This window comes from Mammaliicoccus fleurettii (assembly GCF_003970575.1).
GTDB lineage: Bacteria > Bacillota > Bacilli > Staphylococcales > Staphylococcaceae > Mammaliicoccus > Mammaliicoccus fleurettii.
The window spans coordinates 1-26,120 of the sequence record NZ_RXWZ01000051.1; the positions used below are offsets into that span (position 1 = coordinate 1).

Annotated in this window: 25 protein-coding genes; 15 read left to right on the forward strand and 10 right to left on the reverse strand. The window is 31.8% G+C overall.

Going from position 1 to position 26,120, the window contains the following annotated elements; translation table 11 throughout:
• Positions 1–100 precede the first annotated feature (100 nt).
• A complete protein-coding gene (locus CD129_RS04665) occupies positions 101–388 on the forward strand; it encodes a putative quinol monooxygenase (RefSeq protein WP_078357867.1) in 288 nt (95 codons plus the stop codon).
• 43 nt (positions 389–431) lie between these two features.
• Here the strand turns inward: CD129_RS04665 and CD129_RS04670 are convergent, their stop codons facing one another.
• Entirely contained in the window at positions 432–1,700 is a 1,269-nt protein-coding gene (locus CD129_RS04670) for a pyruvate MFS transporter (protein ID WP_115337068.1), read from the reverse strand.
• Positions 1,701–2,074: 374 nt separating this feature from the next.
• On the opposite strand from CD129_RS04670, the gene isaB reads away from it, so the two are divergent.
• Complete coding sequence (gene isaB / locus CD129_RS04675; protein ID WP_115337067.1) at positions 2,075–2,581, forward strand: immunodominant staphylococcal antigen IsaB family protein; 507 nt, start codon at positions 2,075–2,077, stop codon at positions 2,579–2,581.
• Between the two features lie 424 nt (positions 2,582–3,005).
• On the opposite strand, the gene CD129_RS04680 is transcribed toward isaB, so the two are convergent.
• Entirely contained in the window at positions 3,006–3,716 is a 711-nt protein-coding gene (locus tag CD129_RS04680; protein ID WP_115337066.1) for a MerR family transcriptional regulator, read from the reverse strand.
• A 360-nt stretch (positions 3,717–4,076) separates the two neighbouring features.
• On the opposite strand from CD129_RS04680, the gene CD129_RS04685 reads away from it, so the two are divergent.
• The 7 genes from CD129_RS04685 (at position 4,077) to CD129_RS04710 (ending at position 10,551) form a co-directional block, all read left to right on the forward strand.
• Positions 4,077–6,062 (forward strand): BglG family transcription antiterminator, encoded by a 1,986-nt coding sequence (locus tag CD129_RS04685; RefSeq protein ID WP_338121352.1) that lies wholly within the window; start codon positions 4,077–4,079, stop codon positions 6,060–6,062.
• A 19-nt stretch (positions 6,063–6,081) separates the two neighbouring features.
• Positions 6,082–6,549 carry a PTS sugar transporter subunit IIA gene (locus CD129_RS04690; protein WP_115337064.1) on the forward strand — a complete coding sequence of 156 codons (468 nt, stop codon included), beginning with the start codon at positions 6,082–6,084 and terminating at the stop codon, positions 6,547–6,549.
• A gap of 55 nt (positions 6,550–6,604) precedes the next feature.
• The gene (locus tag CD129_RS04695) at positions 6,605–6,883 is read left to right on the forward strand and encodes a PTS sugar transporter subunit IIB (RefSeq protein ID WP_078357873.1); all 279 of its coding nucleotides are present in this window, start codon (positions 6,605–6,607) and stop codon (positions 6,881–6,883) included.
• Between the two features lie 89 nt (positions 6,884–6,972).
• The gene (locus tag CD129_RS04700) at positions 6,973–8,232 is read left to right on the forward strand and encodes a PTS galactitol transporter subunit IIC (RefSeq protein ID WP_078357874.1); all 1,260 of its coding nucleotides are present in this window, start codon (positions 6,973–6,975) and stop codon (positions 8,230–8,232) included.
• Between the two features lie 20 nt (positions 8,233–8,252).
• Entirely contained in the window at positions 8,253–9,284 is a 1,032-nt protein-coding gene (locus CD129_RS04705) for a zinc-binding dehydrogenase (RefSeq protein ID WP_115337063.1), read from the forward strand.
• Between the two features lie 40 nt (positions 9,285–9,324).
• Positions 9,325–9,483, forward strand: coding sequence for a hypothetical protein (locus CD129_RS13160; protein WP_170167671.1), 159 nt, complete (start codon positions 9,325–9,327; stop codon positions 9,481–9,483).
• Between the two features lie 30 nt (positions 9,484–9,513).
• Complete coding sequence (locus CD129_RS04710) at positions 9,514–10,551, forward strand: galactitol-1-phosphate 5-dehydrogenase (RefSeq protein ID WP_115337062.1); 1,038 nt, start codon at positions 9,514–9,516, stop codon at positions 10,549–10,551.
• A gap of 173 nt (positions 10,552–10,724) precedes the next feature.
• Here CD129_RS04710 and CD129_RS04715 read toward each other — a convergent pair whose 3' ends face one another.
• The gene (locus CD129_RS04715) at positions 10,725–11,612 is read right to left on the reverse strand and encodes a nuclease-related domain-containing protein (RefSeq protein WP_115337061.1); all 888 of its coding nucleotides are present in this window, start codon (positions 11,610–11,612) and stop codon (positions 10,725–10,727) included.
• Between the two features lie 205 nt (positions 11,613–11,817).
• Between CD129_RS04715 and CD129_RS04720 the strand changes: the two genes are divergently transcribed.
• Entirely contained in the window at positions 11,818–12,402 is a 585-nt protein-coding gene (locus tag CD129_RS04720) for a LysE family translocator (RefSeq protein ID WP_115337060.1), read from the forward strand.
• 39 nt (positions 12,403–12,441) lie between these two features.
• Here CD129_RS04720 and CD129_RS04725 read toward each other — a convergent pair whose 3' ends face one another.
• The gene (locus CD129_RS04725) at positions 12,442–14,085 is read right to left on the reverse strand and encodes an alpha-keto acid decarboxylase family protein (RefSeq protein WP_115337059.1); all 1,644 of its coding nucleotides are present in this window, start codon (positions 14,083–14,085) and stop codon (positions 12,442–12,444) included.
• A 211-nt stretch (positions 14,086–14,296) separates the two neighbouring features.
• Between CD129_RS04725 and CD129_RS04730 the strand changes: the two genes are divergently transcribed.
• The gene (locus tag CD129_RS04730; protein WP_078357880.1) at positions 14,297–14,743 is read left to right on the forward strand and encodes a MarR family winged helix-turn-helix transcriptional regulator; all 447 of its coding nucleotides are present in this window, start codon (positions 14,297–14,299) and stop codon (positions 14,741–14,743) included.
• Between the two features lie 218 nt (positions 14,744–14,961).
• Here the strand turns inward: CD129_RS04730 and CD129_RS04735 are convergent, their stop codons facing one another.
• A complete protein-coding gene (locus CD129_RS04735) occupies positions 14,962–16,311 on the reverse strand; it encodes an amino acid permease (protein WP_078357881.1) in 1,350 nt (449 codons plus the stop codon).
• A gap of 250 nt (positions 16,312–16,561) precedes the next feature.
• On the opposite strand from CD129_RS04735, the gene add reads away from it, so the two are divergent.
• Positions 16,562–17,539, forward strand: a complete 978-nt coding sequence (add, locus tag CD129_RS04740; RefSeq protein WP_115337058.1) for an adenosine deaminase — start codon at positions 16,562–16,564, stop codon at positions 17,537–17,539.
• Between the two features lie 109 nt (positions 17,540–17,648).
• Here the strand turns inward: add and CD129_RS04745 are convergent, their stop codons facing one another.
• Positions 17,649–18,269, reverse strand: coding sequence for an NDxxF motif lipoprotein (locus tag CD129_RS04745; protein ID WP_115337057.1), 621 nt, complete (start codon positions 18,267–18,269; stop codon positions 17,649–17,651).
• Between the two features lie 178 nt (positions 18,270–18,447).
• Between CD129_RS04745 and bioB the strand changes: the two genes are divergently transcribed.
• Both bioB and CD129_RS04755 read left to right on the forward strand, forming a co-directional pair.
• Entirely contained in the window at positions 18,448–19,410 is a 963-nt protein-coding gene (gene bioB / locus CD129_RS04750; protein WP_115337056.1) for a biotin synthase BioB, read from the forward strand.
• Between the two features lie 147 nt (positions 19,411–19,557).
• On the forward strand, positions 19,558–20,919 hold the full coding sequence (locus CD129_RS04755) for a CitMHS family transporter (protein WP_115337055.1): 1,362 nt from the start codon (positions 19,558–19,560) through the stop codon (positions 20,917–20,919).
• A gap of 377 nt (positions 20,920–21,296) precedes the next feature.
• Here CD129_RS04755 and CD129_RS04760 read toward each other — a convergent pair whose 3' ends face one another.
• The 3 genes from CD129_RS04760 to CD129_RS04770 all read right to left on the reverse strand — a co-directional run bounded on the left by CD129_RS04760 (position 21,297) and on the right by CD129_RS04770 (position 23,444).
• On the reverse strand, positions 21,297–22,235 hold the full coding sequence (locus tag CD129_RS04760) for a mechanosensitive ion channel (protein ID WP_078357886.1): 939 nt from the start codon (positions 22,233–22,235) through the stop codon (positions 21,297–21,299).
• 229 nt (positions 22,236–22,464) lie between these two features.
• Positions 22,465–22,950: a GNAT family N-acetyltransferase gene (locus CD129_RS04765; protein ID WP_115337054.1), complete on the reverse strand. Its 486-nt coding sequence runs from the start codon at positions 22,948–22,950 to the stop codon at positions 22,465–22,467.
• 164 nt (positions 22,951–23,114) lie between these two features.
• A complete protein-coding gene (locus CD129_RS04770; protein WP_078357888.1) occupies positions 23,115–23,444 on the reverse strand; it encodes a DUF4889 domain-containing protein in 330 nt (109 codons plus the stop codon).
• A 180-nt stretch (positions 23,445–23,624) separates the two neighbouring features.
• On the opposite strand from CD129_RS04770, the gene CD129_RS04775 reads away from it, so the two are divergent.
• Entirely contained in the window at positions 23,625–24,515 is an 891-nt protein-coding gene (locus CD129_RS04775) for a fructose bisphosphate aldolase (RefSeq protein WP_115337053.1), read from the forward strand.
• Between the two features lie 100 nt (positions 24,516–24,615).
• Here the strand turns inward: CD129_RS04775 and CD129_RS04780 are convergent, their stop codons facing one another.
• Positions 24,616–26,067 carry a SulP family inorganic anion transporter gene (locus CD129_RS04780; RefSeq protein WP_115337052.1) on the reverse strand — a complete coding sequence of 484 codons (1,452 nt, stop codon included), beginning with the start codon at positions 26,065–26,067 and terminating at the stop codon, positions 24,616–24,618.
• Positions 26,068–26,120: the final 53 nt, after the last annotated feature.

Below are 26,120 nucleotides of genomic sequence, written 5' to 3' on the forward strand. Positions count from 1 at the left end.
AAGCTATAGAAATTCTAAGCTTTTAAAATTTACTTTTCTATTATGTTCTGTCATGATGCATTATAGTAAATAAAATTGATAGAGAGAAAGAGGTCATCTTATGATTATTATAAATGCTAAATTCGAAGTTCAATCACAATCTGTTGAACAATATGAATCATTAATAAAAAATTTAGTTGAATCATCAAGAAACGAAGAAGGAAATATCGGTTACGAACACTTTAAGTCTACAGAAAAAGAAAATACTTATTTAATGTATGAAATTTGGGAGAACCAAGAAGCAATTGAATCACATAATAATAGTGAACATTTCTTAAGCTTCTTTAGCAATGTAAAACCATTACTAGCTGGACCTGCTGATATTAAAGTAAGTTTAAATAAAGAATAATAAAAAAATCTATTGCCACTTCTATGGCAATAGATTTTTTGTTTTATACAGTTTCATCTTTAACTAACGGATTATCCGGTTTAATAAAGAACCACATGATAATTGCGAATACTACAGGAACCATCATTAATTGTAATGTCCATGTCCAACCAATTTTGTCTGCTAAGAAACCAGCTAAAATCGGACTTAATAGCGCACCTATATTACCCCATAAGTTCATCCAACCAGAAACAGTACCGGCAAAGTTACGACCTAAGTCTGTAGCTGTTGCCCAACTCATTCCCATTGATAAACCTACTCCACCAAGACAAAGTGATAACCAGAAGATATTCAAGTATAAGTTGTCAGTAGCTAGAGCAAAGTATAATGAAATACAGAATACGACGAATCCAGTGATTGCGATAATACCACGTGCAGCAAACTTAGATTTACCGCTTGATAAAATTTTATCTGAAATTGTTCCACCTAACATAATCAATACAAACATTGCTAACCATGGAGCACCAGCAATGAAGCCCATTTTTTCAAAATCAACATGATACTCTTCGTGTATATATGTAGGTAACCAAATTAAGAATAATGTAATTACGAACTGTACTACAAAGTATTGTGCTGCAATAGCATAAAAGCTAAAACGACTAAAGAAGATTTTCCATGGTGCTGATGTCTTTTCAGTATCCACTACATCACGTGTTTGCATAATAAATTTCTTCTCAGCTTCATTTACCATTTTATGTTGTTCAGGTAAGTCTTTAGCGATAATTGCCCATAAAATCGCAATAATTATACCTATAAAACCAAAGATATAGAACACTGCTTCCCAACCGAATGAAGTCATAATAGCGATTGTAACGATTGGTGCAATAACTGGTCCAAAATATGATCCGGCTAATAATGCTGAAGAAGCACGGCCTTTTTCATTTTTGTTAAACCAATAACTATTAAACACAGCATTTGATGGGTACATTGGCGCTTCACCAATACCAAATAAGAAACGTACAAAGTATAGTAAACCGTGATTTTTAACAACACCAGTTAAAATCGTAAATGCACTCCACCATAGTAAAGCGATTGTTAACATTTTCTTAGGTCCAAATTTCTCAGCAAGAATTCCTGAAGGTACTTGCATTAAAGCATAACCTAGTGAGAAGAAGGATGCTAAGAACCCGAATTGAGTTTTGTTCATATTTAAATCTTCCATCATCGGCCCAGCAATAATAGAGATGTTTGAACGGTCCATATATGCAATAATCCCTATGATGAAGAATGCTATAGCAAAATACCATCTTATATTAGTTCTTTTTTCATTCATAAATATCCAACTTTCTTAATTAATTTCCCTTTATATTCATGCGGTCATATGATGACTTTAATTATTAGTAAGTCGAATATAGCATAATTAGGAAACGCTTACAATATAAAATTTAAAAAATCGGCATATATTTTATTGTGAATAAATACACAAAACACTTGAATTGACGGGGTCTATCATACAATACTCTGCAAATTTGTGTGTAAATAGATGACCGTAGTTACACTTCTTTCGACTTGTGTGAATATGGATCTCTATGTTCAATCATTTTATTTTTTGGTTTATGTAGTTCATTAAGGGTATTGTAATATTACAAGTTATTTTCTGACACCCAGCCAAAAGAGAAGTTATATCAATTAAAGGGAGTGAAGACGATGAAAAAAGTATATCAATTGATAGGTACAACTGCCCTATCGACAGGATTATTATTTGGTGTAACAGCTGTCGGAAATACAGACGATGCAATTGCAGCTCAATCAGAGTCAGAAACTACACCATGGTATAACTACGATGGATACACATACAATAATCCTAACTTTGTATTAGATTATAATTTTGTTGAAGCTTTATATGCGGACAATGTTACAATTAATGGCTATCAAACAGATGCTGACGCCAAAACAGATACTGGAGGAAAATCCACAGAAGTATACGATACAAAAATAATGAAAGATCAAAACGGTAAAGTCGGAACAATCATGTTTGATGTCAAATCAGGTGTTGTAACAAAAGAAGAATTTAAAAAAGCACATGAACCAACAATGATAGTAGAAAAAGGTGACCAATATTTAAAATATGGAACATTAAACCAATACTACCTTGCATCATTTGATGAAGATGGTTATCTCGTTCATATGGAACTTGGCGTAATACCTCAATAAAAGTAATACTTTAATATATGAAGAAGTTAGTAATATACAAATCTAATTTTATAGAATGTTAAGAGGCTAAGACAAATTAATTTGTCTTAGCCTCTCATCTTGTAAAGATATCCATATCAGCAATTTCACTGAAACTTGCTTTTAACACACCCCTTATCAGCAATTTTACCTAGAACTGCTTTTAACGCATCTCTTATCAGCAATTTCACTGAGAACTGCTTTTAACACACCTCTTAACAGCAATTTCACCTAAACCTGCTTTTAACACACCTCTTAACAGCAATTTCACTGAGAACTGCTTTTAACACACCTCTTATCAGCAATTTTACCTAGAACTGCTTTTAGCACACCTCTTATCAGCAATTTTACCAACTTTTGTTCATAACGTACCCCTTTATAAACAACACTTTCTACTCTTTTTCTATTAAACATGTGTTTCTATGCAGTAACTCTCAACGCCACAATGTGAGCATTCTAATTTTCTTGTTTGGTAAGTGTGATTGGACTTAAACCATTCTGAGAACAGTGGTTTGAACTCTTGTTGACAATTTGGGCATAAGTAACTTACTACTGAATAGTATTTCTTTGTTGCTATTGCTGCATATATAAAAATAAATGGATATACGGTAATTATGGGTTGCCACTTTTTCTTCATAATTGATGTGATAATACTACTATATTGAAATGCACCTACTATTAATGATGTGCCCATAAATTTTCTTCTGAATGTTTTCATTTCTTGATGCTTTTTTGATTTGTTTTTTAAATTAAGTACGTTTGATACTGGATATTCACTTTCTTTACTTATATTCTCTCTTATAAATTTAATTTGTTCTACTTGTTCTGTCTGCTGTTGTATTCCGTTTTCGAGATCTAATAGTTTCTCGCTTAATAAGATATTCAATGTATTGATTGAATGGTTTGAATTCAATAGTTCTTTTATTTCTTTTAATGAAAAGTTCATATCTTTCAACGTTAGTACTAGTCTTAATTGATTGATGTCCTCTTCTGTATAAAGTCTTCGATTGTTTTCTGAAGTATTACTAGGGCTAATAACTCCTTTTTTATCATAATATTGAACGGTTCTAACTGTAACGTTACATAAACTTGCTACTTCTCCAGTTGTTTTATTCATATTAATTCCTCCTGTTTCATTTTTCTTATCTCAATTGTACTTGATGACGCAACGTCATTATCAAGCTTTAACTTATACTTTTCTCAAAAAATCCAGGGAAGTCTACCCGCACTATTAATAGTATGTGTTCAAAATAAAACATTTACAAAAGAGCAGTACATTAGGGATTCTCAACTGTTAATCACAACGGTGTACAACTATTTATATAACATTTGTGATTAACGTTTGTACAACTCTTTGATGTGCTGTGTTAAGTTATATTTAACAACAAAGGAGGGATTCAAAATACAGAAGGAAAACTTTAATATCATTTCAGAAATGATTAAAAACCCCAAAATTAAAGGTAAAGACTTAGAATCAATGTTTAACATTTCTCGCAGACAACTAGGATATAGGATTCAAAAGTTAAATGACTGGTTTAAAGAACAAGATTATCCGGAAATCGAACGAACTAGCCAAGGTTATTTTATCGTTGATGACAGAATTAAAGAATTTCTAAATGTTCCAAACGAATCCACCTATCAAGAAAATGAGCAGGTATACACTTCTTACCAACGCGCGCATCTCATTTTGTTGATGTTGTTTAGTGAAGAAGAAGGACTTTCATTAAATCACTTTTCAATAGATTTAGAAGTTAGTAAAAATACTATTTTGAATGATATTAAAAAGTTGAAAGAACTTCTCAAACCTTATGAAGTTAATCTTCAGTATAGTCGTACAAATGGTTACTACTTAGTTGGTGATGAGTTTGAAATACGTCGCCTTCTTATGAGGCTAGTCGATAAAGCATTCACATTGCAAATTTCTCAGTCTGATATTGTAAATGGTTTAAAGGTTGAAGAAGATAAAATTGATTTAATTAATATACAAATTTCAAAAATCGAACAATATTTAGATAGAAAATTTATTGATCAAAGTACTCGAACATTACCATATAAACTTTACTTAATTTTACGAAGAATCAAGCACGACAAAATCGTTTCATCATTTTCTATTGGTTATGATGACTTATCTGATACAAAAGAATATCAAGCAACAGAAATACTAACATCAACATATTCAGATATTCCAAGACAAGAGAAATTATTTATAACATTGCAACTACTCGCAACAAGTGTTCAATGGTCAGATATCAGTGATGTTCAACATATTCCAGAGTTAAATAAGGCACTCGAAGAAATGATTGAACAATTTGAAAAAATTACTTTTATTAATTTTACTGATAGAGAATCTTTAATGAATCAACTGATGCTTCATATGGAACCAGCTTTTTATCGTATTAGATATGAATTGTCTGATATAGATGGTTTAGAAAATTCATTGAAAGAAGATTATAAAGAACTCTTTCATCTCGTAAAATTATCATCTAAACCTTTAGAAAAGTTTTTCGGTCACTCATTGCCAGAAAATGAAATTGCTTATTTAACCATTTTAATTGGAGGCAGTTTAAGAAGCCAAGACGAAGAAATCGAACAAAAAGTAAAAGCAGTGGTAGTTTGCACACAAGGTACTTCCATTTCACAGCTGATGCTACAAGAATTACGTAGTGTATTTCCAGAATTCATATTTCTAGATGCTTTGTCGTTACGTGATTTTAATCAATATGAGTTAGATTTTGACATTGTATTTTCTCCAATACATATCATGACGAATAAACGATTATACATCACTAAAACAATATTAACTGCTCAAGAAAAACACGAATTACGTCAGCATGTGTTTGGACAATTAAACAACACAATAGAAACTGATATACAAGTAGAAAAAATGCTGTCAATTATCAGAGAGCATGCAACAGTTCATAATGAATCTGAACTTTCCAAAAAAGTTAAAGAACAATTTGAAGATACGTATGCTTATTCCTCTGTGAAGGCATCAACATTATCGATCAATAGTACTTTGAATTTACAAGATCTGTTACCAACGAATCATATCCGTTTTGTTCATAGTGTTGTTGATGTCGAAGAAGCCATTCGCTTAACAGCCGAACCGCTTGTCAAAATGAAATATATTGATTCTCAATATATAGATAAAATGCATAAAGCTTTCGATGATACTTATATGGTTATCAACCAAAACATCGCAATCCCTCATGCAGAAGGAGACCAAGTCGTTCATAGAACATCTATGAGTATGTTGGTATTGGAAGAACCTCTTGAGTTAAGTACTGGATTCAAAGTTCAAATTTTTGTAGTGATAGCTGCAACAGACAAATTTAAGCATTTGAGACCACTACTCCAATTGAGAGATATGTCTCAAGATAATGATGCAATTCAACAAATTGTTAAGGCAGATTCAAAAAAAGATATATTAGAAATCATTCAACATTTTTCAAAAATAGATTAAATCAAAGGGGTTGCATAAAATGCAAGATTTAAAAATCGATGTCTCAAACGTCATTCTTGATTTAGAGGCAACGACAAATGTGGAAGCATTGAGTAAGTTATCAGAGGTCATGCACCAAAACGGTTATGTCAAAGATACCTACAAAGACGCTGTTATTGAAAGAGAAAAATCATTTGCAACTGGTTTACCAACTGTATATTGTTCCGTTGCAATCCCGCATACCGATATACAACATGTCGAATCAAAATCAATAGGTATTGCAGTTCTAAAAGAAACAGTTCCATTTGTCATTATGGGAGAGTTGGAAGAAACAACAGATGTTAAGTTAATTTTCATGTTAGCAATGGATAAAGAAGATGCTCAACTTTCATTATTGCAAAAATTAATGGGCATTTTCCAAAACGATCAATTACTATCATTCATTGTTAACGCAAAAGATAAACAATCAATTGTAGATGCAATAGACAAAGAACTAAGTGAAGCATAAAAAATTAAATGGAAGAGTTGATTCTTATATCGACTCAAATTAGGAGGAAATTATTATGAAACAAGTATTAGTAGCATGTGGAGCAGGAATTGCAACATCAACAGTGGTAAATAACGCAATCGAGGAAATGGCTAAAGAACACAACATTAAATTAGATATAAAACAAATTAAAATCACTGAAGTCGGTCCTTATGTTGATACAGCTGATTTATTAGTTACAACAGCAATGACTCAAAAACAATACGATTTCCCAGTAATTAATGCTCGTAACTTCTTAACTGGTATCGGAATTGAAGATACGAAAAAAGAAATTCTAGAAGTATTACAAAGTTAAAACAACTAAATTTAAAATCTAGCATGAGGTTGAAATAAGAATCATGATATTTCATCCTCATTCTTTTAAAAAAGAGGATGGTGTAGAGAATGAATGGTTTCGTAAATTTTATTCAAGCTTTTCTTGATTTAGGTGCAACGGTTATTTTACCGATTGTCATATTCTTATTAGGATTATTCTTCAGACAAAAAGTCGGTGCAGCATTTAGATCTGGTTTAACGATTGGTGTTGCCTTCGTAGGTATTTTCTTAGTAATTGATTTACTTGTTAACAACTTAGGACCTGCTGCACAAGCAATGGTTAAAAACTTAGGGGTTAGCTTAAACGTGATTGATGTAGGTTGGCCAGCAACTTCTTCAATTGCATGGGCTTCTGTTATAGCAGCATTTATTATTCCATTAGGTATCGTAATTAATGTCATTATGTTGTTAACTAAGACGACTAGAACGATGAACGTTGATATTTGGAACTTCTGGCACTATACATTCTGTGGTGCTATGGTTTATGCAATATCTGGTAGCATTTGGCAGTCACTAGTTGCTGCTGCATTATTCCAAATCGTCTGCTTAAAAGTAGCTGACTGGACTGCTCCAATGATGAGCAAATTCTATGATTTACCAGGCGTATCAATTGCAACTGGTAGTACGATTTCTTATGTACCTGGTATTTTCTTAGTTAAAGGACTTCAAAAAATCCCTGGTATCAACAAATTAAACGCTGATCCAGACACTATTCAAAAAAGATTTGGTGCTTTTGGTGAATCTATCTTCGTAGGTCTTGTACTTGGTTTAGCTATCGGTTTATTAGCTGGATACAATGCTGGAGATGTTATCAACTTAGGTATGTCTATGGCGGCAGTTATGGTATTAATGCCTCGTATGGTTAAGATTCTTATGGAAGGTTTAATGCCTGTATCTGAATCAGCACGTACTTGGTTAAACAAACGTTTCGGAGACCGCGAAATTTACATTGGTTTAGATGCTGCTGTAGCTTTAGGACACCCTGCAGTTATTTCAACAGCATTAATCTTAGTTCCAATCACTGTGTTATTAGCAGTTATTTTACCAGGTAACCAAGTATTACCTTTTGGTGACTTAGCAACTATTCCGTTTATCGTAGCATTCATAGTAGGAGCAGCACGTGGTAACATCATTCACTCTGTTATTGTAGGTACAATTATGATTGCTATCTCACTATACATTGCAACTGATGTAGCACCTATTTTCACAAGTATGGCTGACGGTACTAACGTTAAAATGCCATCAGGATCATCACAAATCTCAAGTCTTGACCAAGGTGGTAACATCTTAAACTATATTATCTTCAAGTTCTTTGATTTGTTCAACTAACATTAAGGGGATGACATTACATGAAAGCATTAGTAAAAACAGCACCAGGATTTGGCAACTTAGAAGTGTTAGATAGAGAAATTCCAGAACCAGAAGAAAACGAAGTGAAAATAAAAGTTCATTACGCAGGTATTTGTGGTACTGATGTTCACACTTATGAAGGACACTATAATGTTAACTTTCCAGTAACGCTTGGCCATGAGTTCTCAGGTGAAATCGTGACTATTGGAGAAAATGTTCAAGATTTCGAAATTGGTGATCGCGTTACTTCTGAAACTACTTATTACATTTGTGGAGAATGTGAATATTGTCAAACAGGTGATTATAACTTATGCAATCATCGAAAAGGTTTAGGTACGCAACAAAATGGTGGATTTACTCAATATCTTGTTGCAAGAGCTGCAAGTGTTCATAAATTACCAGATAACGTATCTTATAAAGCTGCTTCTATGACTGAACCTTTAGCATGTGCACACCATGCTGTATCAAAAATTGATATTAATCAAGGTGATACTGTTGTAGTCATGGGTCCTGGACCAATCGGATTACTTGTAGCACAAGTGGTTAAAAGTAAAGGCGGTAAAGTTGTTATTACTGGATTAGATAATGATAAAGCACGTTTAAATAAAGCTGAAGAACTTAATTTAGATCATGTAGTAAACATTCAACATACAGATTTAAAAGAATATGTAAACAACATAACGAATAACTATGGTGCAGACGTTGTATTAGAATGTTCAGGTGCAGTACCCGCAGCCAAACAAGGACTTGATTTATTACGTAAAAAAGGACGATATGTTCAAGTAGGTATTTTTAAGGATGCTGAAATTCCTTTTGATTTAGAAAAAATCGTTCAAAAAGAAATTAGAGTTGTCGGTAGTAGAAGTCAGAAACCTGCCGATTGGGAACCATCGTTACAACTCATGAGTACAGGTCAAGTTGATGCAGAAGCGCTTGTTACAGCTGAACTTGATATTACAGAGTGGGATGAAGGTTACAATCACATTAAAGGTGGCGAAGGGATCAAAGTATTACTACGCCCTATCGAATAAATAAATTATCTTTTATAGATAAAAAAGGAGAATGTTGATTATGGTAGAACACATGTTAGATTTTATGCTTGGACCGATGAGACGTATTACAGGATTCTATATGGATAACTTATTATTTTGTAATAGTGCTGTTTTTGTAAGTTATTTTGGAGCAAAACTTTTCAAGAAAAAGAAAGTCACTTCAGAACAAACATCATAACAAGTAAGAATAGAGGGGAGGATATCATTATTGAAAGCCCTAAATTTATACGATATTGAAGATTTAAGATTTGAAGAAACAACAAAGCCAGAACTTGAATCACCTGATGATGTCATTATTAAAGTTAAAGCAACCGGCATATGTGGGTCAGATACATCACGCTATAAAAAGCTTGGACCATATAAAGAAGGTATGACATTTGGTCATGAATTTTCTGGTGTAGTTGAACAAATAGGCAATGATGTCACAGACTTAAATATAGGAGATACTGTAACAGGTTGTCCCGCTATCGTCTGTCATAAATGTCATTACTGTGAAAAAGGCGAATATTCCAGATGTGAAAATTTATATGTAATAGGCTCATATGAACCAGGTTGTTTCGCAGAGTATGTTAAATTGCCAGCTAGTAATGTACTAAAACTCCCAGATAATGTAGATTTAGATACTGCAGCAATGGTTGAACCGTCTGCAGTTGTCGCACACGGATTCTATCGTACACGTATGAAACCTGGTGCAACAGTAGCAATTATGGGATGTGGTAGTATAGGCTTACTAGCTATACAATGGGCGAAAATATTCGGTGCTGCAAAAATCATAGCCATAGATATCGATAATCATAAACTAGACATTGCAAAAGAACTAGGAGCAGATTATACAATCAATTCAAAAAAAGAAAACTTAGATGACGCTATCTCAGCTATACCAGATAAAATAGATGTTGCCGTAGAATCAGCAGGATCTCCATTCACAATAGGACAAGTATTAACCTTACCAACTAAAGGTGGAGAAGTCTTATTATTAGGCATCCCTTATTCTGATATAGAAATTAAACGACAACACTTTGAGAAAATATTACGAAACGAACTAAACGTAATAGGATCATGGAACGGTCTATCCGCACCCTTCCCAGGAGAAGAATGGACAGCAACATTACACTATATGTCCACTGGAGAAATCAATGTAGATCCCATCATTTCAGATAGACTCGATTTAGAAAAAGGACCAGAAACATTTTATAACTTAGTAAATAGAAAGCAACATTACGACAAAGTAATCTTTCATCCATAAATAAACATGACCATAAATTAATAATACCTTAAGAAAAAACAGGGGCACGCCATGCGCGCCCCTGTTTTTAATGTTCGACTTCAGCTCCCAATGTTGCTAGTCAGACTCATCTTGCAATGTTCAGGGTCCCAATGTTGCTAGTCAGACTCATCTTGCAATGTTCAATGACTATCTTATCTATTTTTTTGGGTTTTATAATATCTTTTTGGATTCTTTTTTGTACTACTAAAATACTTATCACATACTCTTCTTATAGTATATCTATTCCCTGCTCCACACCACTCTTGGGCTTCTGATAAAATAAATGCTTCCCCTTTACACAAATAGAGTTCTAACAAATTAAATAAATAGACATTTTGTCGTATATCTTTGAAATCACATAATCTACATTTCAAGTATTTCTTGTGGTCTTCTATTTCAATCGTATTCAATCTCTTACATTTCGGGCATTTCAAACCTGGTCTTAAACAAGACATTGGGACTTTTTTAACATTCTTATAAATATGTGAAAAGTCGCTATGCTCTCGTTGAAACATATGTAAGATATTTTCATTTTCTAAAGAATTTTTATTTTTGAGTATATATTTAAGTTTATGTAATTCTGTTGGTAATAAGATATTGAAATGATTAGGTATGGTACCTTTTAAAGTGAATTTGTGGTTTGTAAAAATAAGATAAGAATGCAAGGGTTTGTGAATATTCATGTGGGATATTAAGTAATTTAATTCATGATTGGCTCGCCGTAATTGCTGAAAAGGGGTATAAAACATATTTCCAAATCTGTTTATAAGCTGTTCATCTTTAATAGTATAATCTCCAGAATAATGTTTAACCTCAAAGTGACATATAGCATCGTCCGTTACAATTAAAAAATCAATTTGAACACGGTTTTTGTGGCTTATGTGAAAATCATATAAATAATGAAGATCAGGATATTCATCTAGAATACGTTTAATGAAAATTTCTCCCTCCAAACCTTTAATATAATTTCTTGTATCTTCATCAAGTCTATCCTGAATAATACGATTTTTAAGAGCTAATAAATATGTTTGACTGTTCATCGATGCACCTCCGAATTTCTTTACAATTATTATAGAGAATACCCAAGAAAAGATAAACTAAAATACTAAAGTTTCACTATCTATTACGTCGGTACTATTTAACCATTTTATTTCATCTAAATGATATGCTACCAATCGAGCATTTACAATACATCCATCTAAAGATACAATACACTCAATAGTTATCCTTGAAAGGGAGTTTTATATGACATTTTTATCTATGACAATTTATGCTATAGTTTCGAGCTTCACGCCTGGACCAAATAACATTATGTCTTTATATTATTCTAAACAAACTGGTCTACGAGGTACAATAAAATTTTGTATTGGTGTTGCACTAGGATTCTTTCTATTACTTCTCGTTTCAAATTTCTTTAGTAATGCTTTATATCACGTCTTCCCAAAAGTACAACTATATATGAAAATTTTCGGGGCAATTTATTTACTTTATTTAGCATACAAAATTGGAACAAGCAAAGGTACTGACGCTCAATCGTTTAGTAGCAGATACAATAATATTAAATTTGGTATGTTGTTACAGTTCATAAATCCTAAAGGTGTGATTTATGCATTAAGTGTTGTTGCTGCATTTATAACACCGAACTTTGAACATTTCTCCGTCCAAATTATCTTAATTACATATTTAGCACTGATCGGGTTCCTTTCCTCTTTCAGTTGGAGTGTCTTTGGTTCAATATTTAAAAAGTTTATCAATGAACATGAATTAGCTTTTAATATTATAATGGCACTTCTTCTCGTCTATACTGCCATCTCAATTCTCTTCACATAAAAGTACCCCCCCTAATCCATGGTTTAGGGGGGGTTTGTATTAACTATTTTGTTTTGAGAATGCTTTTCCGATTGCGTCTAGTTTTTCTGGTGCGTCTGAAGCAGTCATTTTTACTTCGATGAAATGCATTTGATTTGGTTCATTGTTAATCTGTAAGAATACATTTTCCAAATCTGCGGATGTTTCTACGTCATGTATTGCTACTTTATCTTTACCACCAAACACTACTGGCAATAATTTGTAATCCCACATTTGAATATCGTTATATGGTTGGTGTTCGCCGTGGATTTTACGTTCTACTGTATATCCGTCGTTATTAATTACAAAAATAACAGGTTTAAGGTCTTCTCTAATCATAGTTGAAATATCTTGTGCAGTTAGTTGTAATGAACCATCTCCAATTAATAAGATGTTTCTTCTATATAAATTAGACATTTGCGTTCCAATCGTTGCTGGTAATGTAAACCCGATTGAACCCCATAATGGTTGGCCAATAAATGTATTATCTTTATATAGATTCAAATCGTACGCACCGAAGAATGAAGTTCCTTGTTCTGCTAATATGATGTCGTCTAGACCAATAAAGTCTTGCATCATTTTAAAATACGTTTCTTGTGTTAATGGTTCATTATTAGGTGTATATTGCCCTTTTTCCTCACGAATATTTTCCGGGAAATTCGCATCATTCTTATACTCAATATTAAGTAAACCATTTACAAGATTAGATAATGTAAATTCTGATGCTACAGTATCATTCAATTTGAAGTCTTGATGATTAATCATAACAACATCATCAATATCAAAACCATATGAATATCCAGCAGTCGCTGAGTCTGTTAATTTAGCACCTATATTTAAAATCGCATCACTGTTATCTACATAATTTCTAATGTTTTCTTCAGCAATGCTCCCATCATAAATACCCATATAATATGGACTTTCTTCATTAAAAGCACCTTTACCTAAAGATAATTGAGCTACTGGTATTTCAGTTTGTTGTACAAATTGTTCTAATTTATCGTGTAATTTAAAGCTATTAATTTCGTGACCTGTAATGATGACAGGTTGTTTAGCTGTTTTTAATTTTTGTTCGATCATTTCTATATATTTAGATACATCTTGTTTCACTGCTTCAGCTGGTTTAAATGCTTCTACTACATCTATTTCAGACTGTGCGACATCAATTGGTAAATGAAGATGAACTGGTCTTTTTTCAGCAATTGCTGCATTAATTAATCTTGGTATTTCAGTTTGAGCATTTTCAACAGTAATATAACCTTGAGCAGTAGTAATTTCTTTGAACATTTTTCGGTAGTTATCAAACTTACCTTCACCTAATGAGTGATGAACATATTTTCCTGCTTCTTCAACAACTGTCGTTGGTGCACCAGTAATAGCCACAACCGGTACGCGTTCTGCATAAGATCCAGCAATCCCATTTACTGCACTTAATTCTCCAACACCAAATGTCGTAACCATTGCACTTATACCATTCATTCTTGCATATCCATCAGCAGCATAACTTGCATTTAACTCGTTAGTATTACCAACCCACTCCATATCATCTCTGCTAACAATGTCATCTAAAAATGCTAAATTAAAATCTCCAGGTACCCCAAATACCTTTTCAACTCCAACAGTGCTTAATGCATCCATTAAATATTCCCCAACACGTTTTTTCATAACCTTGTCCCCTTTTCTATATATAGCAGTTATTTAGGTCAATAAACTTGACCTATTAGCGTAAAAAAATAACACCTAAATTCATTATCAAATGTTTAATAATATCCTTAACAATTATTATATGCTTACTAATAAATTAAGTCAACTTCATTGACCTAAAAATGAATTTTTTAATCCTATCCTTTATAATAGATGAAAAGGAGTCGACACAATGGATAATAAAAATAATTATGACCATATGCTTTTTTACTTCGCATACAAAACATTTATAAATACAGCTGATGATATTATAAAAAATCACGGCATGAGCAGACAGCACCATAGATTCTTATTCTTTATAGATCAAATGCCAGGTATCACTATGAAAGATTTATTAGATACATTAGAAATCTCAAAACAAGCATCACACGCATCACTCAAGAAACTAAAAGAAAAAGGTTTAATCAGATATGTAGATTCAGATAACGATAGAAGAGTAAAACAACTGTATCCAACTAAAGAAGGCAGTGAACTCGTTCATACTTTAAACAAAGCACAAAACGAACTATTACAACAAACATTTGAAGAAGCAGGTACAGACTGGCACGATATTATGGAACACTTAGCAAGTAAGAAAAGTGGCTTTAAAAATGTTAAATCTATAAAACCAGTTGAATAAAAACGTATTAAAAAGACTGCCAACTAAGTCAGAGACAAATTTGGTAGTTTTTTCTCTTCAATTAACTATCTTTCTATTAAAATACAGACACCTTTCTGTCTGACTTCAGACAACCCGAAGACTTACCAGTGCCTTTTAAAGATTGATTACATTAAATTTCAAAATATAAAAATAGGGGCCGAGACAATTAGTTTGTCTTGGCCCTATTTATAATTTTATTAAGGTTTTTTGATAAATGCGTATAAACTAATACTAAAGATAAATATTATACCAATAATCACGGAAACTCTTGTTTCTGAATTAAATAACATCCCAATGACAACGGCAATTAGCATGATAATCGTTATAATATTACTTACTGGTGCGAATGGCATTTTAAAGGGATGGTCTTTGATTTGTTCTCTTTTTCTAAAATTGATATGACTAATTAATATTGCAAACCAAGGTACCATGCCTGGTAAGACACCTGCACTGAATACATAGACGAATATGTCAGTATCTTTTCCTAATATTAAAGGTAAGACAATATTTAATATAATACCTAAGAAAATACCTATTGAAACAGCAATAACTGCGATATGTGGGACACCATTTTTATTTGTCTTATAAAATATTTGGGATATTTGTTTTTGTTTTGATAACGTATAAAGCATACGACTTGTACTAAATATACCCGAGTTACAACCTGACATTGCTGCTGTAATTACGACAAAATTAATAATAGTAGCTGCAGCAGTAATACCTACTTTTGCAAATGTCGCAACGAATGGTGAACCAATATGATTCACTTCGTCCCAAGGATATACTGTTACGATAATAAAGATTGAACCGATATAGAATATTAATATTCTCCAAACAACACCATTAATTGCTTTAACGATATTTTTCTGAGGATCTTTCGTTTCGCCTGCAGTAATACCAATTAACTCGATTCCTATGTATGATCCGAATACGATAGATAATGCAAAGAAGAAACCACTTATTCCACCGGTAAAGAACCCACCATGATCCCATAAATGACTAATTCCAATTGGATTAAAGTTATTGCCGATACCAAATAGTATCAATCCTAATCCTGCAATAATCATTAAAATAATAGTGACGACTTTTATAGCTGCAAACCAAAATTCAAATTCTCCAAACCATTTAACAGAAACTAAGTTTGCTGATAGTAAAATAACAACTACAGCTAAACCAGGTATCCATTCTGGTAAATCTGGCCACCAAAATTTAAAATATGACCCAACTGCAATTACTTCACTCATACCGACAATAATCCAGTTGAATATACTACTTCCAGCTGTTACAAATGAAAATGAAGGATGTATGTAATCATTAGCAAATTTAGCAAAAGAACCAGTATCTGGGTAAACATAGACCATTTCACCTAAGGCTCTCATAATGAGGAATACAAATACACCTGCAATTGCATATGCAAGTAGAACTGAAGGGCCTGTCCATTTAATTGTACTAGAAGCACCCATAAATAAACCTACGCCAATTGTTCCTCCAATAGCAATCATCTGCATTTGTCTTGATGTTAATTCTCTTTTTAAGTTATTATTCATTTTTGCGCCTTCTTAATATGTATATATTGAATTTTCAATAAACATTTTTTTAAATATTTTATTAATATAGCATTTTTAATATCTACATTCCAACTATTATTAATCAAATAACAAATAAATTTATTAGTTTAATCACAAAATTTACACAATTTCTCTAAATACTATCAGTTTTATCTGAATTTGTTTATAATATACTACTATGTTTACAATTAAACATTAATACAAATAAAAATAGAAAGGATAATTATCAATGACTCCAATAAATAATATCCCCAAGACTGAATTACACTGCCATCTAGATGGATCTGTGAGCATAGAACTTATCCAACAATTAGCACAAGAACAGCAAATACATATTAATATAGAAGATATTCAAGTTGATCAAACATGTGACAGTCTTGATGAATACTTAAAATCTTTCGATACAATTTTAAAAGTATTACAAACAAAAGATAGTATTGAAAAAGCTGTTATAGATGTAGCTCAACAAGCACATAACGACAACATTAAATATATAGAAATCAGATTTGCTCCATTATTCCATACAGATAGAGGACTAAGCGTTAAAGAAATACTAGACTCCGTTAATATAGGCGCAACAAAAGCAGAGTCACTTTATCCAATCAAAGTGAACATGCTTGTATGTGGAATGAGGCATCATGAAAACAAAACGAATATTGACCTCTTTACAGAAGTTAATCAACTAAATAAAGACAATAGTCATGTTATCGGTTATGACTTCGCTGGCCCAGAAGAAGCATTCCCTACTAAGACCATTCAAGAAGCCATTCAGCATACTATAAAGTCAGGAAATCATTTAACATTGCATGCAGGTGAATGCGGATGTATACATAATATAATAGAAGGAATTGAACTCGGCGCTAGAAGAATCGGTCATGGCGTAGCTGCTACGAGTGACAATACCGCACTAGAATATATTAAAAATCACAATGTATTACTAGAAATCTGTCCAACAAGTAACTTACAAACAAAAGCCATACAGACATTGGATGAACTCAACATAAGAAAACTTATAGAACAGAACATTTCATTTAATATCAATACAGATAATAGAACCGTTTCAAGCACCAATTTAAATAATGAATATACCCTATTATATAATCACAATTTAATATCAACAGATGAAATTAAGCAGCTAAATATTAAAGCAATAGACCACGCATTTATAACAGATGCAGAAAAAGAAAACTTGAAAACTAAATATTAATGACGATATACAAAAAGCATTTGCCTCTTAAGGCAAATGCTTTTTTTGTATATAGCTAACTTACTTGTATCAATTGTTGGAATTCATATAATTATTCCATCATAAATTGTTACATCTCAAAGGCGTTTGATTTAACATTTATTTTCTTTAGAAATTTTTCTATTTTTGCTTGTTGTCTTCCATTTACTTTGCTTTTTTCAGGCATTATATCTTTTATTTCTTTAGTTGAAATAGACCCATTCTTTGTTTCTTTTTCTATTTTTTGAACGCTATTTCCTAATTGTTCAATTGTTTGATTGTAAGCTGTAAAGTATTCACTTACTCTGTTTGTTTCTTTTTGATATCCTTCAGGAAGTTTATTATTTTCTATATAAACTGAAAAGTTTTGATCATTCTTTTTTAATAGTGCTTGCCCTTTTTCTAATTGGGCAGCCTCTTTCTTTGTTAAAGGCTTTTCATCCCAAACTTTTTCTTCAATTGTAGATGTAACACTATATACACGTTCATTTGTATCTAAGTATTTTTGAATGCTTTTATGTATTTCTGACTTTGAAATAGTTTCTTTATTTTTATTTGATTCGAATACTGTACTTGGTAATTTTGCATTTTCTTTTTTATTAGCTTGTTCTTCTGTATTAGTTGAGCTTGATGCTTTTTCTTCACTGTTTCCACATCCTGAAAGTATCGTTATTAAACAACAAAACAGGATTGCTGATGTTATTTTCTTCATTTGATAGCCTCACTTTATATATATTTAAGAACTTTCAATATATATTTTAGCACTATGAATACTAATTTCATACCATTATTTGTAATTTATACCACTATTGTAAACCTAATATAAAATATGGTTTACAATAGTGGTAATTATTAGTATTCTATTAATAATCATAAAGGGGGACAACATAATGAATTTAGGCACAAATATAATAAATGGACAGTACTTAACTTTTAATGAGGCGTTAAATATATATCAAGATCCTGAAATCGATACTTTAAAACTTGTGAATGAGGCTTACAAAGTGCGTCACCATTATTATGGTAAGAAGGTAAAATTAAATATGATTTTAAATGCTAAAAGTGGTATTTGTCCTGAAGACTGTGGTTATTGTGGGCAATCAAGAGATGTTAAACAGAAGTCTCAACGTTATGCGCTTATTCCAGAAAACCAAATTGTTGATGGTGCTAAAGTTGCTTCTGACAATAAAATAGGTACATATTGCATTGTGATGAGTGGTCGTGGACCTAGTGATAAAGAAATATCTCATATTACAAGTTCTGTAGAAGAAATTAAAAGAAACCATCCTCAGTTAAAAATTTGTGCTTGTCTTGGTTTAACTAATGAAGAACAAGCTGAATCTCTAAAAAATTGTGGTGTGGATCGTTATAACCATAATATTAATACAAGTGCTAACTATCATGATGAAGTCGTAACAACACATAGTTTTGATGATCGTGTAAATACGATAAATATAATGAAAGACAAAAACATTTCACCTTGTTCTGGTGTAATTTGTGGTATGGGTGAATCTGATGAAGATATTATTGATATGGCTTTTACACTTAATGACTTAGACGCTGATAGTATCCCTATGAATTTTTTACATCCTATTAAAGGAACGAAATTCGGAAGTATGGATGACTTAACACCTATGAAATGCATTAGAATATTGTGTATGTTCAGATTGATTAACCCTACTAAAGAAATTCGAATCGCTGGTGGTCGTGAAGTTAATTTAAGAAGTCTTCAATCTTTATCTCTCATGGTCGCAAACTCTATTTTTGTGGGTGATTACTTAATTACCGGTGGTCAACCTAATCAATTAGACTACGATATGATACAAGATTTAGGGTTCGAAATTGATTGTTAAAATATTCTGTAAATTTAAGAATTATTATATTCTTTTATTATCTCAAATGATATAATATGTATTAAGTTTTCTATTTCACTTAAATGTGATTTAGAAAACTTTTTAAATTACGTTATATGTAAGCGCTATATTACAAGGGGGATGTATATGGAAGAACCAAATACACTGCTGACGATAGTTGGATTAGTTATTATTATTTCAATCGTTGCAATGTTAATTATGAAAAAGATTAGTCCAGTTGTAGGTATGATTTTAATACCTGTCATTGGAGCATTAGTGATTGGCCATGGTTTTGGAGACATACGTAAATACGTAGATTCCGGTATTGATCAAGTTTTCAACGTAGCAATCATGTTTATTTTTGCTATTATTTACTTTGGTATTATCTCAGACAGTGGTTTATTTAGACCATTCGTTAGAGGTATGATCAAACTAACTCGAGGAAATATCATCATCGTTGCCATTGTAACGACAATTATTGGTACATGTGCACAATTAGATGGTGCTGGTGCTACAACATTTTTATTAGCTATTCCTGCTTTATTACCATTATATAGAGCTTTAAAAATGAGTCCTTATTTATTAGTTCTTCTATTGGCATTGAGTGCCGCTATTATTAATATGGTACCTTGGGGCGGACCAATGGCAAGAACTGCTTCCGTATTAAAAGTCGATAATATTAATGATTTATGGTATCAAGTCATTCCACTACAACTAATCGGTATCGTACTAGCAATATTATTCTCAATTTATCTAGGATTACGTGAGAAAAAGCGTATTTCAAAAGAATTTCCTGATGAAGAAAACATAAAAGTTGATATGGATAAAATTATTGCAAACTATGAAAAAGATCAAGAAGAAAATGCTTCAGTTAAAGGTGAAGCGACTAAACATACTTACATACTTTGGTTAAACTTAATACTTACAGTTATCATCGTTACTATGATGTTACTAGATATAGTTCCACCTGAATTTGCATTTATGCTTGGTGTGGCTATTGCATTACCATTGAACTTCCATGATGTAGATGAACAAATGGAAAGAATTCGTGCACACGCACCTAACGCATTGATGATGGCAGCAGTAATATTAGCTGCAGGTGTATTCTTAGGAATATTAAATGAAACAGGCATGTTAGATTCAATCGCCTTATCATTAATCGCTGTACTTCCAACAGTCGTTGGACCGTACTTACACATTATAATAGGTGCGCTAGGTGTACCATTAGACTTATTAACAAGTACAGATGCTTATTACTTTGCGATTTTACCTATAGTAGAATCAACAGCAAGTCAATTCGGAGTTCCTTCACAATCAACAGCATTCTCATTAATGATTGGTAACGTAATTGGAACATTCGTAAGTCCATTCGCACCAGCCGTATGGTTAGCTGTTGGACTTGCTGAAATAAGTATGGGTAAATATATTAAATACGCATTCTTCTGGGTTTGGGGCTTCTCAATCCTATTGCTAATCATAGCAATACTAATGGGTATCGTTACAATATAGATTTGTCACTTAGTTGATAGACATAAATAGACATTACAATATGAGAGAGCTTGAGACTTTTGTGTCCCAAGCTCTCTTATTGTATGGTGTTAATGTTAATTTAGAGGATTTCTTAGATTAACTACTCTATTAATCTACAACATACTCAATCTCTTCGATTAACTCTTGAATTAATCTACAACATTCCCAATCTCTTAGATTAACTACTCATTTAATCTACAACATACACAATTTCTTCGATTAACTACTCTATTAATCTACAACTCATCTCATTTTTTCAAAAAACTTTATTTTCATCGTCCTACCCAGACATAGAGGCTGAGACAAATTAATTGTCTCAGCCTCTTATCATTTTACATATTAACTTTGTACGCTAATTATTTATCTTTTGATTCAGCTTTACGTTCAATTTTTGATAATGTTTTTTCTGCAAATGACTTACCACCGATACCGAATGAGATAGCAAATGCTACTGCTACTGCACCTAAGATAAGTAAGAATGCTACATTAACAATACTTTGAGCAAAGTTTAATTGATCTAAAGTCATAAATACTGAAACGATGATTACTAAATACTTAACAATTTCTGAAACGAATGTGTTACCTGTTGATTTCTTAATTAATTTAGATAATAAGTTACCACCAACAAAACCAATTAGTAAAATGATTGCTGCTGAAATTACTAATGGTAAGTAACCGATAATTGCTTCACCAATTGTATTTAATACTTCTAAATTAACTGTATTTAATGATTCAACAACGAAGAATAATCCAATAATTGCTGAAATCACCCAGCCTGCAGCTGAAGGAATATCAATACTTTCTTTGTTCTCACCAAAGTTTACATAGTGGTTGTATTTACTAACATTTAAATTAGTTAGTAAGTTTTTAACTAATGTACCTAATACTTTTGCGATAAATAAACCTATTACTAATATTACAATCGCAACAATAATTCTAGGTAAGAAGTCTAATACACTGCCCATCATGTTCTTAATAGGTGTTGATACAGATGTCATGTTTAATGCATCAAACACTGATGGTAAGAATAACAAGAATATAATGAAGTAAGCTAATTTACCAAATGTCTGAATTAATCCTTCAGACTCTGATTTACCACTTCCTGATTCAGTTAACCCCTTTTTCTCTAGCCATTTTTCTACACCAAGTGCACTTAAACCTTTCACAATAACTGTTTTAACTATGACTGCGATAAGCCATGCAACAATTAATAATATAATTGCACTAATCAAGTTTGGTATAAAACCAATAACGCTATCTAAAGCACTTAAAAACGAATCTGTAATTTTACTCATATTTAATTCCTCCTTTCTTGATATGTTACCCTAGTATAATAATAATAATCATATTTTAAATAATATTTTCAACATTATTCTGAAAATATTAATTTTAGATTCAAATTAAAGTTGAACTAATAATTAATATGCTTCGTAGCTACACTTTTCTCCACCTGTGTGAATATAGATAAATTTGAAGCTGAGAACAAATTAATTGTCTCAGCTTCAAATTTTCATTTATTTCCCACTATATATTCTTTATCATTCGCGTTTCACGTAAAACATTTCCTAGTTCTTCAAGCTCATACTTACCGTCTTTTTCAAATCCCATTTTCTCATAGAATTTAACAGTCGGAATATTATCTTCAAGTACCCAAAGGCTTAATTGATCAAATTCAGATTTCATTCTTTTTTCCGCTTCATTCATTAAAAGCGTCCCGATACCTTTATGCTGATATTCTTGTAATAGGTATATAACCATAATTTCACCACATTTGTTACTCGTGTCTTCATCTTTATCTTTACTATACATTAGAAATCCAACAACTTTACCATCGACTTCCGCCACAATACATGGTGCATTAAACATATGATGTTTTTCAATATAAGACTCTAAGGACAAACTATCTAAATAACTGTCAGGAACAATCCCCTTGTATGTAGTTACCCAAGATTCATAATGAACTTTAGCTATAGACTCTATATCGGATTCTTTTTTATTACGTATAATCATATAATATCAGCCCCTAATAATTTTATAATTTATATATAATATTACTATAATCCATTTACATTTAATAGTTCTTATAACTAAGTTTATTAAAATCTTTTTTATAGTCTAGTCAGTTACTAAAAAAACTACCAACAATTTTATATTTGTTGGTAGCTTTTTTTATATTACATTTCCATATCATGTATTTTCATCATTAAGCCGTGTGGTACGTCGTCATGAGTTACTACATCTTTTTTATAAAATGTTTTTCCATCGTCTTTAGAAATCAGTTTCACGAAGTCACCTTTTTTAGGTTTGAAGTCTTTCGTTGATTCCAGTTTAACGTTTTCTGTTACTTCGTTATTTTTCTCGCTCACTACTTTTTCTGCTGTTGTTCCGTTCTCCATATACCCGTAGTATGTGCTTTTTTGTGTTGAGAATAATAATAATGATGCTACTGCTATAGCAAGAACTGCCAAGCCACTAATTAATAATATTGCTGATTTTTTATTCATTGAGAATCCTCCCTAACCTACATCATAAAACGTCTTACTTAATTATGAAATGACCTTCGTGGAATCTTCTTAAATTCGACATATTTTTTTAGATATACAGTTTGAAAAGTTGAATAACTTGCCATAAAAACTAAAAATCATCATAATATTAAGTGAAGAATATCTAAAGGAGTGGAAAAAATGAACCAAGAACAATTTGAAAAAATGAAAAATGGTAAAGGTTTTATAGCTGCACTAGATCAAAGTGGTGGTAGTACTCCGAAAGCTCTTAAAGATTACGGTATTGAAGAAGATCAATATAGCAATGAAGATGAAATGTTTACACTTGTTCACGAAATGAGAACACGTATCGTTACATCACCAGCCTTTACACCAGAAAAAATATTAGGTGCCATTTTATTTGAACAAACAATGGACCGTGAAGTAGAAGGCAAATACACATCAAACTACTTAGCAGATAAAGGTATTGTACCTTTCTTAAAAGTCGACAAAGGACTTGCTGAAGAAGAAAATGGCGTTCAATTAATGAAAGTTATTCCAGGTTTAGATGAATTATTAAAACGCGCTAAAGAACGCAACGTATTTGGTACTAAAATGCGTTCAAATATTTTAGAAGCAAATAAAGACGCTATCGCTAAAGTCGTTCAACAACAATTTGAAATTGGTAAACAAATCATCGAAGCAGGATTAGTTCCAATTATTGAACCTGAAGTTAACATTAACGCTAAAGATAAAGAAGAAATTGAAGATATCTTAAAAGAAGAAATCGCTAAAGAATTAGACAAATTAAATGATGATCAATACGTAATGTTGAAATTAACAATTCCAACAAAACCAAATCAATATAAATCATTGATCGAACACTCTAACGTAGTTCGTGTCGTAGCATTATCAGGCGGTTACTCTAGAGAAAAAGCAAACGAATTACTAAAAGAAAATGATGAACTTATCGCAAGTTTCTCACGCGCATTAGTAACTGATTTATTCGCTGGTCAATCATCAGAAGAATTTGATAGCGGATTACAAGACGCAGTAGATTCTATCTATGACGCTTCAGTGAATAAAAATTAATAAAAATTAATAAAAATTAATAAATATATAACTCATATTTAAACAAAACCCGTATAAATTCACTATATAATGAATTTATACGGGTTTTTATGTTATTTTCTTATGTTAAATGTCTTTCATTTAGTTGGCTTAATTCTGAAATAATTTTCCTGCTATCAGTATTTAATTGTTTAACATATACTGTATTATTTTTATCTTCAAATTTCTTCACCATTGAATCGATTGCATTTACTGCTGAGTCATCCCATAAATGAGCATGTGTAAAATCTAATTCGATTTGACTATTTTCAATTGAGAAGTCTAACTGATTCATCATTGAATCGATTGAAACAAAAAATATTTGTCCGGTGAATGCATATTTATATAAATTATTTTCTATTGTCTGATGAACATGAACATTTGATATTTTAGTAGCAAAGAACAAAGAACTAAATATTACACCGACTATGACGCCTATAGCCAAATTATGTGTAAACAACACAATCATCACGGTCAGAATCATAACTACAGCATCCGTTCTAGGTGCTTGCTTAACGTATTTAAATGATTTCCAATCAAATGTACTAATAGATACCATAACCATTATACCTGCTAAAATTGGCACAGGTACTTGTACTACTACATCTCCTAATAATAAAATCAGTATTATTAGAAAGACACCCGCAGTAAAAGTTGATAATCTACTCGTTGCACCTGATTTTACATTTATAACGGATTGACCAATCATAGCACAGCCACCCATTCCTCCAAATAGCCCTGTGATAATATTGGCAATACCTTGACCTCTAGATTCTTTATTTTTATTACTATGAGAATCTGTTGCTTCATCAACAATTTTAGCAGTTAATAAACTTTCTACTAAACCTACAATTGCCATTGATAAAGAATACGGCAAAATAATTGTTAATGTTTCTAAATTAAATGGAACTTGTGGTATTAAGAAATTTGGAAACGCTCTTGTTATAGTACCTAAATCGCCAACTGTTCTTACATCAGAACCTGTTATCATATACAATGTTGTTAATAAAACAATTGCAATTAGTGGTGCAGGGATTGGTTTGAAATATCTTGGTACAATATAAACAATTAGTAATGTAATACCTATATAAATATATGTACTAATTGAAATACCGAATATATGCTCAAGTTGAGACATAAAGATCATAATTGCTAATGCATTTACAAACCCTATCATTACCGAACGTGGTATGAACTTCATGAGTCTACCAATTTTGAGAATACCTAATATTAACTGTATAATACCCATGAGTATAGTTGCTGCAAATAAATAATCGACGCCATATTCTTTTACTAAAGGTGTTACAATAAGCGCAACAGCTCCTGCAGCTCCAGATATCATAGCAGGTCTACCACCTACAATTGAAGTTATCGTAGCAATAATAAAAGCAGCATACAATCCTACCATTGGATCTACACCTGCAATTATAGAAAATGCAATGGCTTCAGGTATAAGCGCTAGTGCTACAACGATACCTGCTAGTAAATTTTTCCCTGGATTAGAAAACCATTCTTCTATATAAGTTTTTAACATCATACATACTCCTATTTTTTTCAATAGAGTTATTATAAACAAAAAAGTTTCAT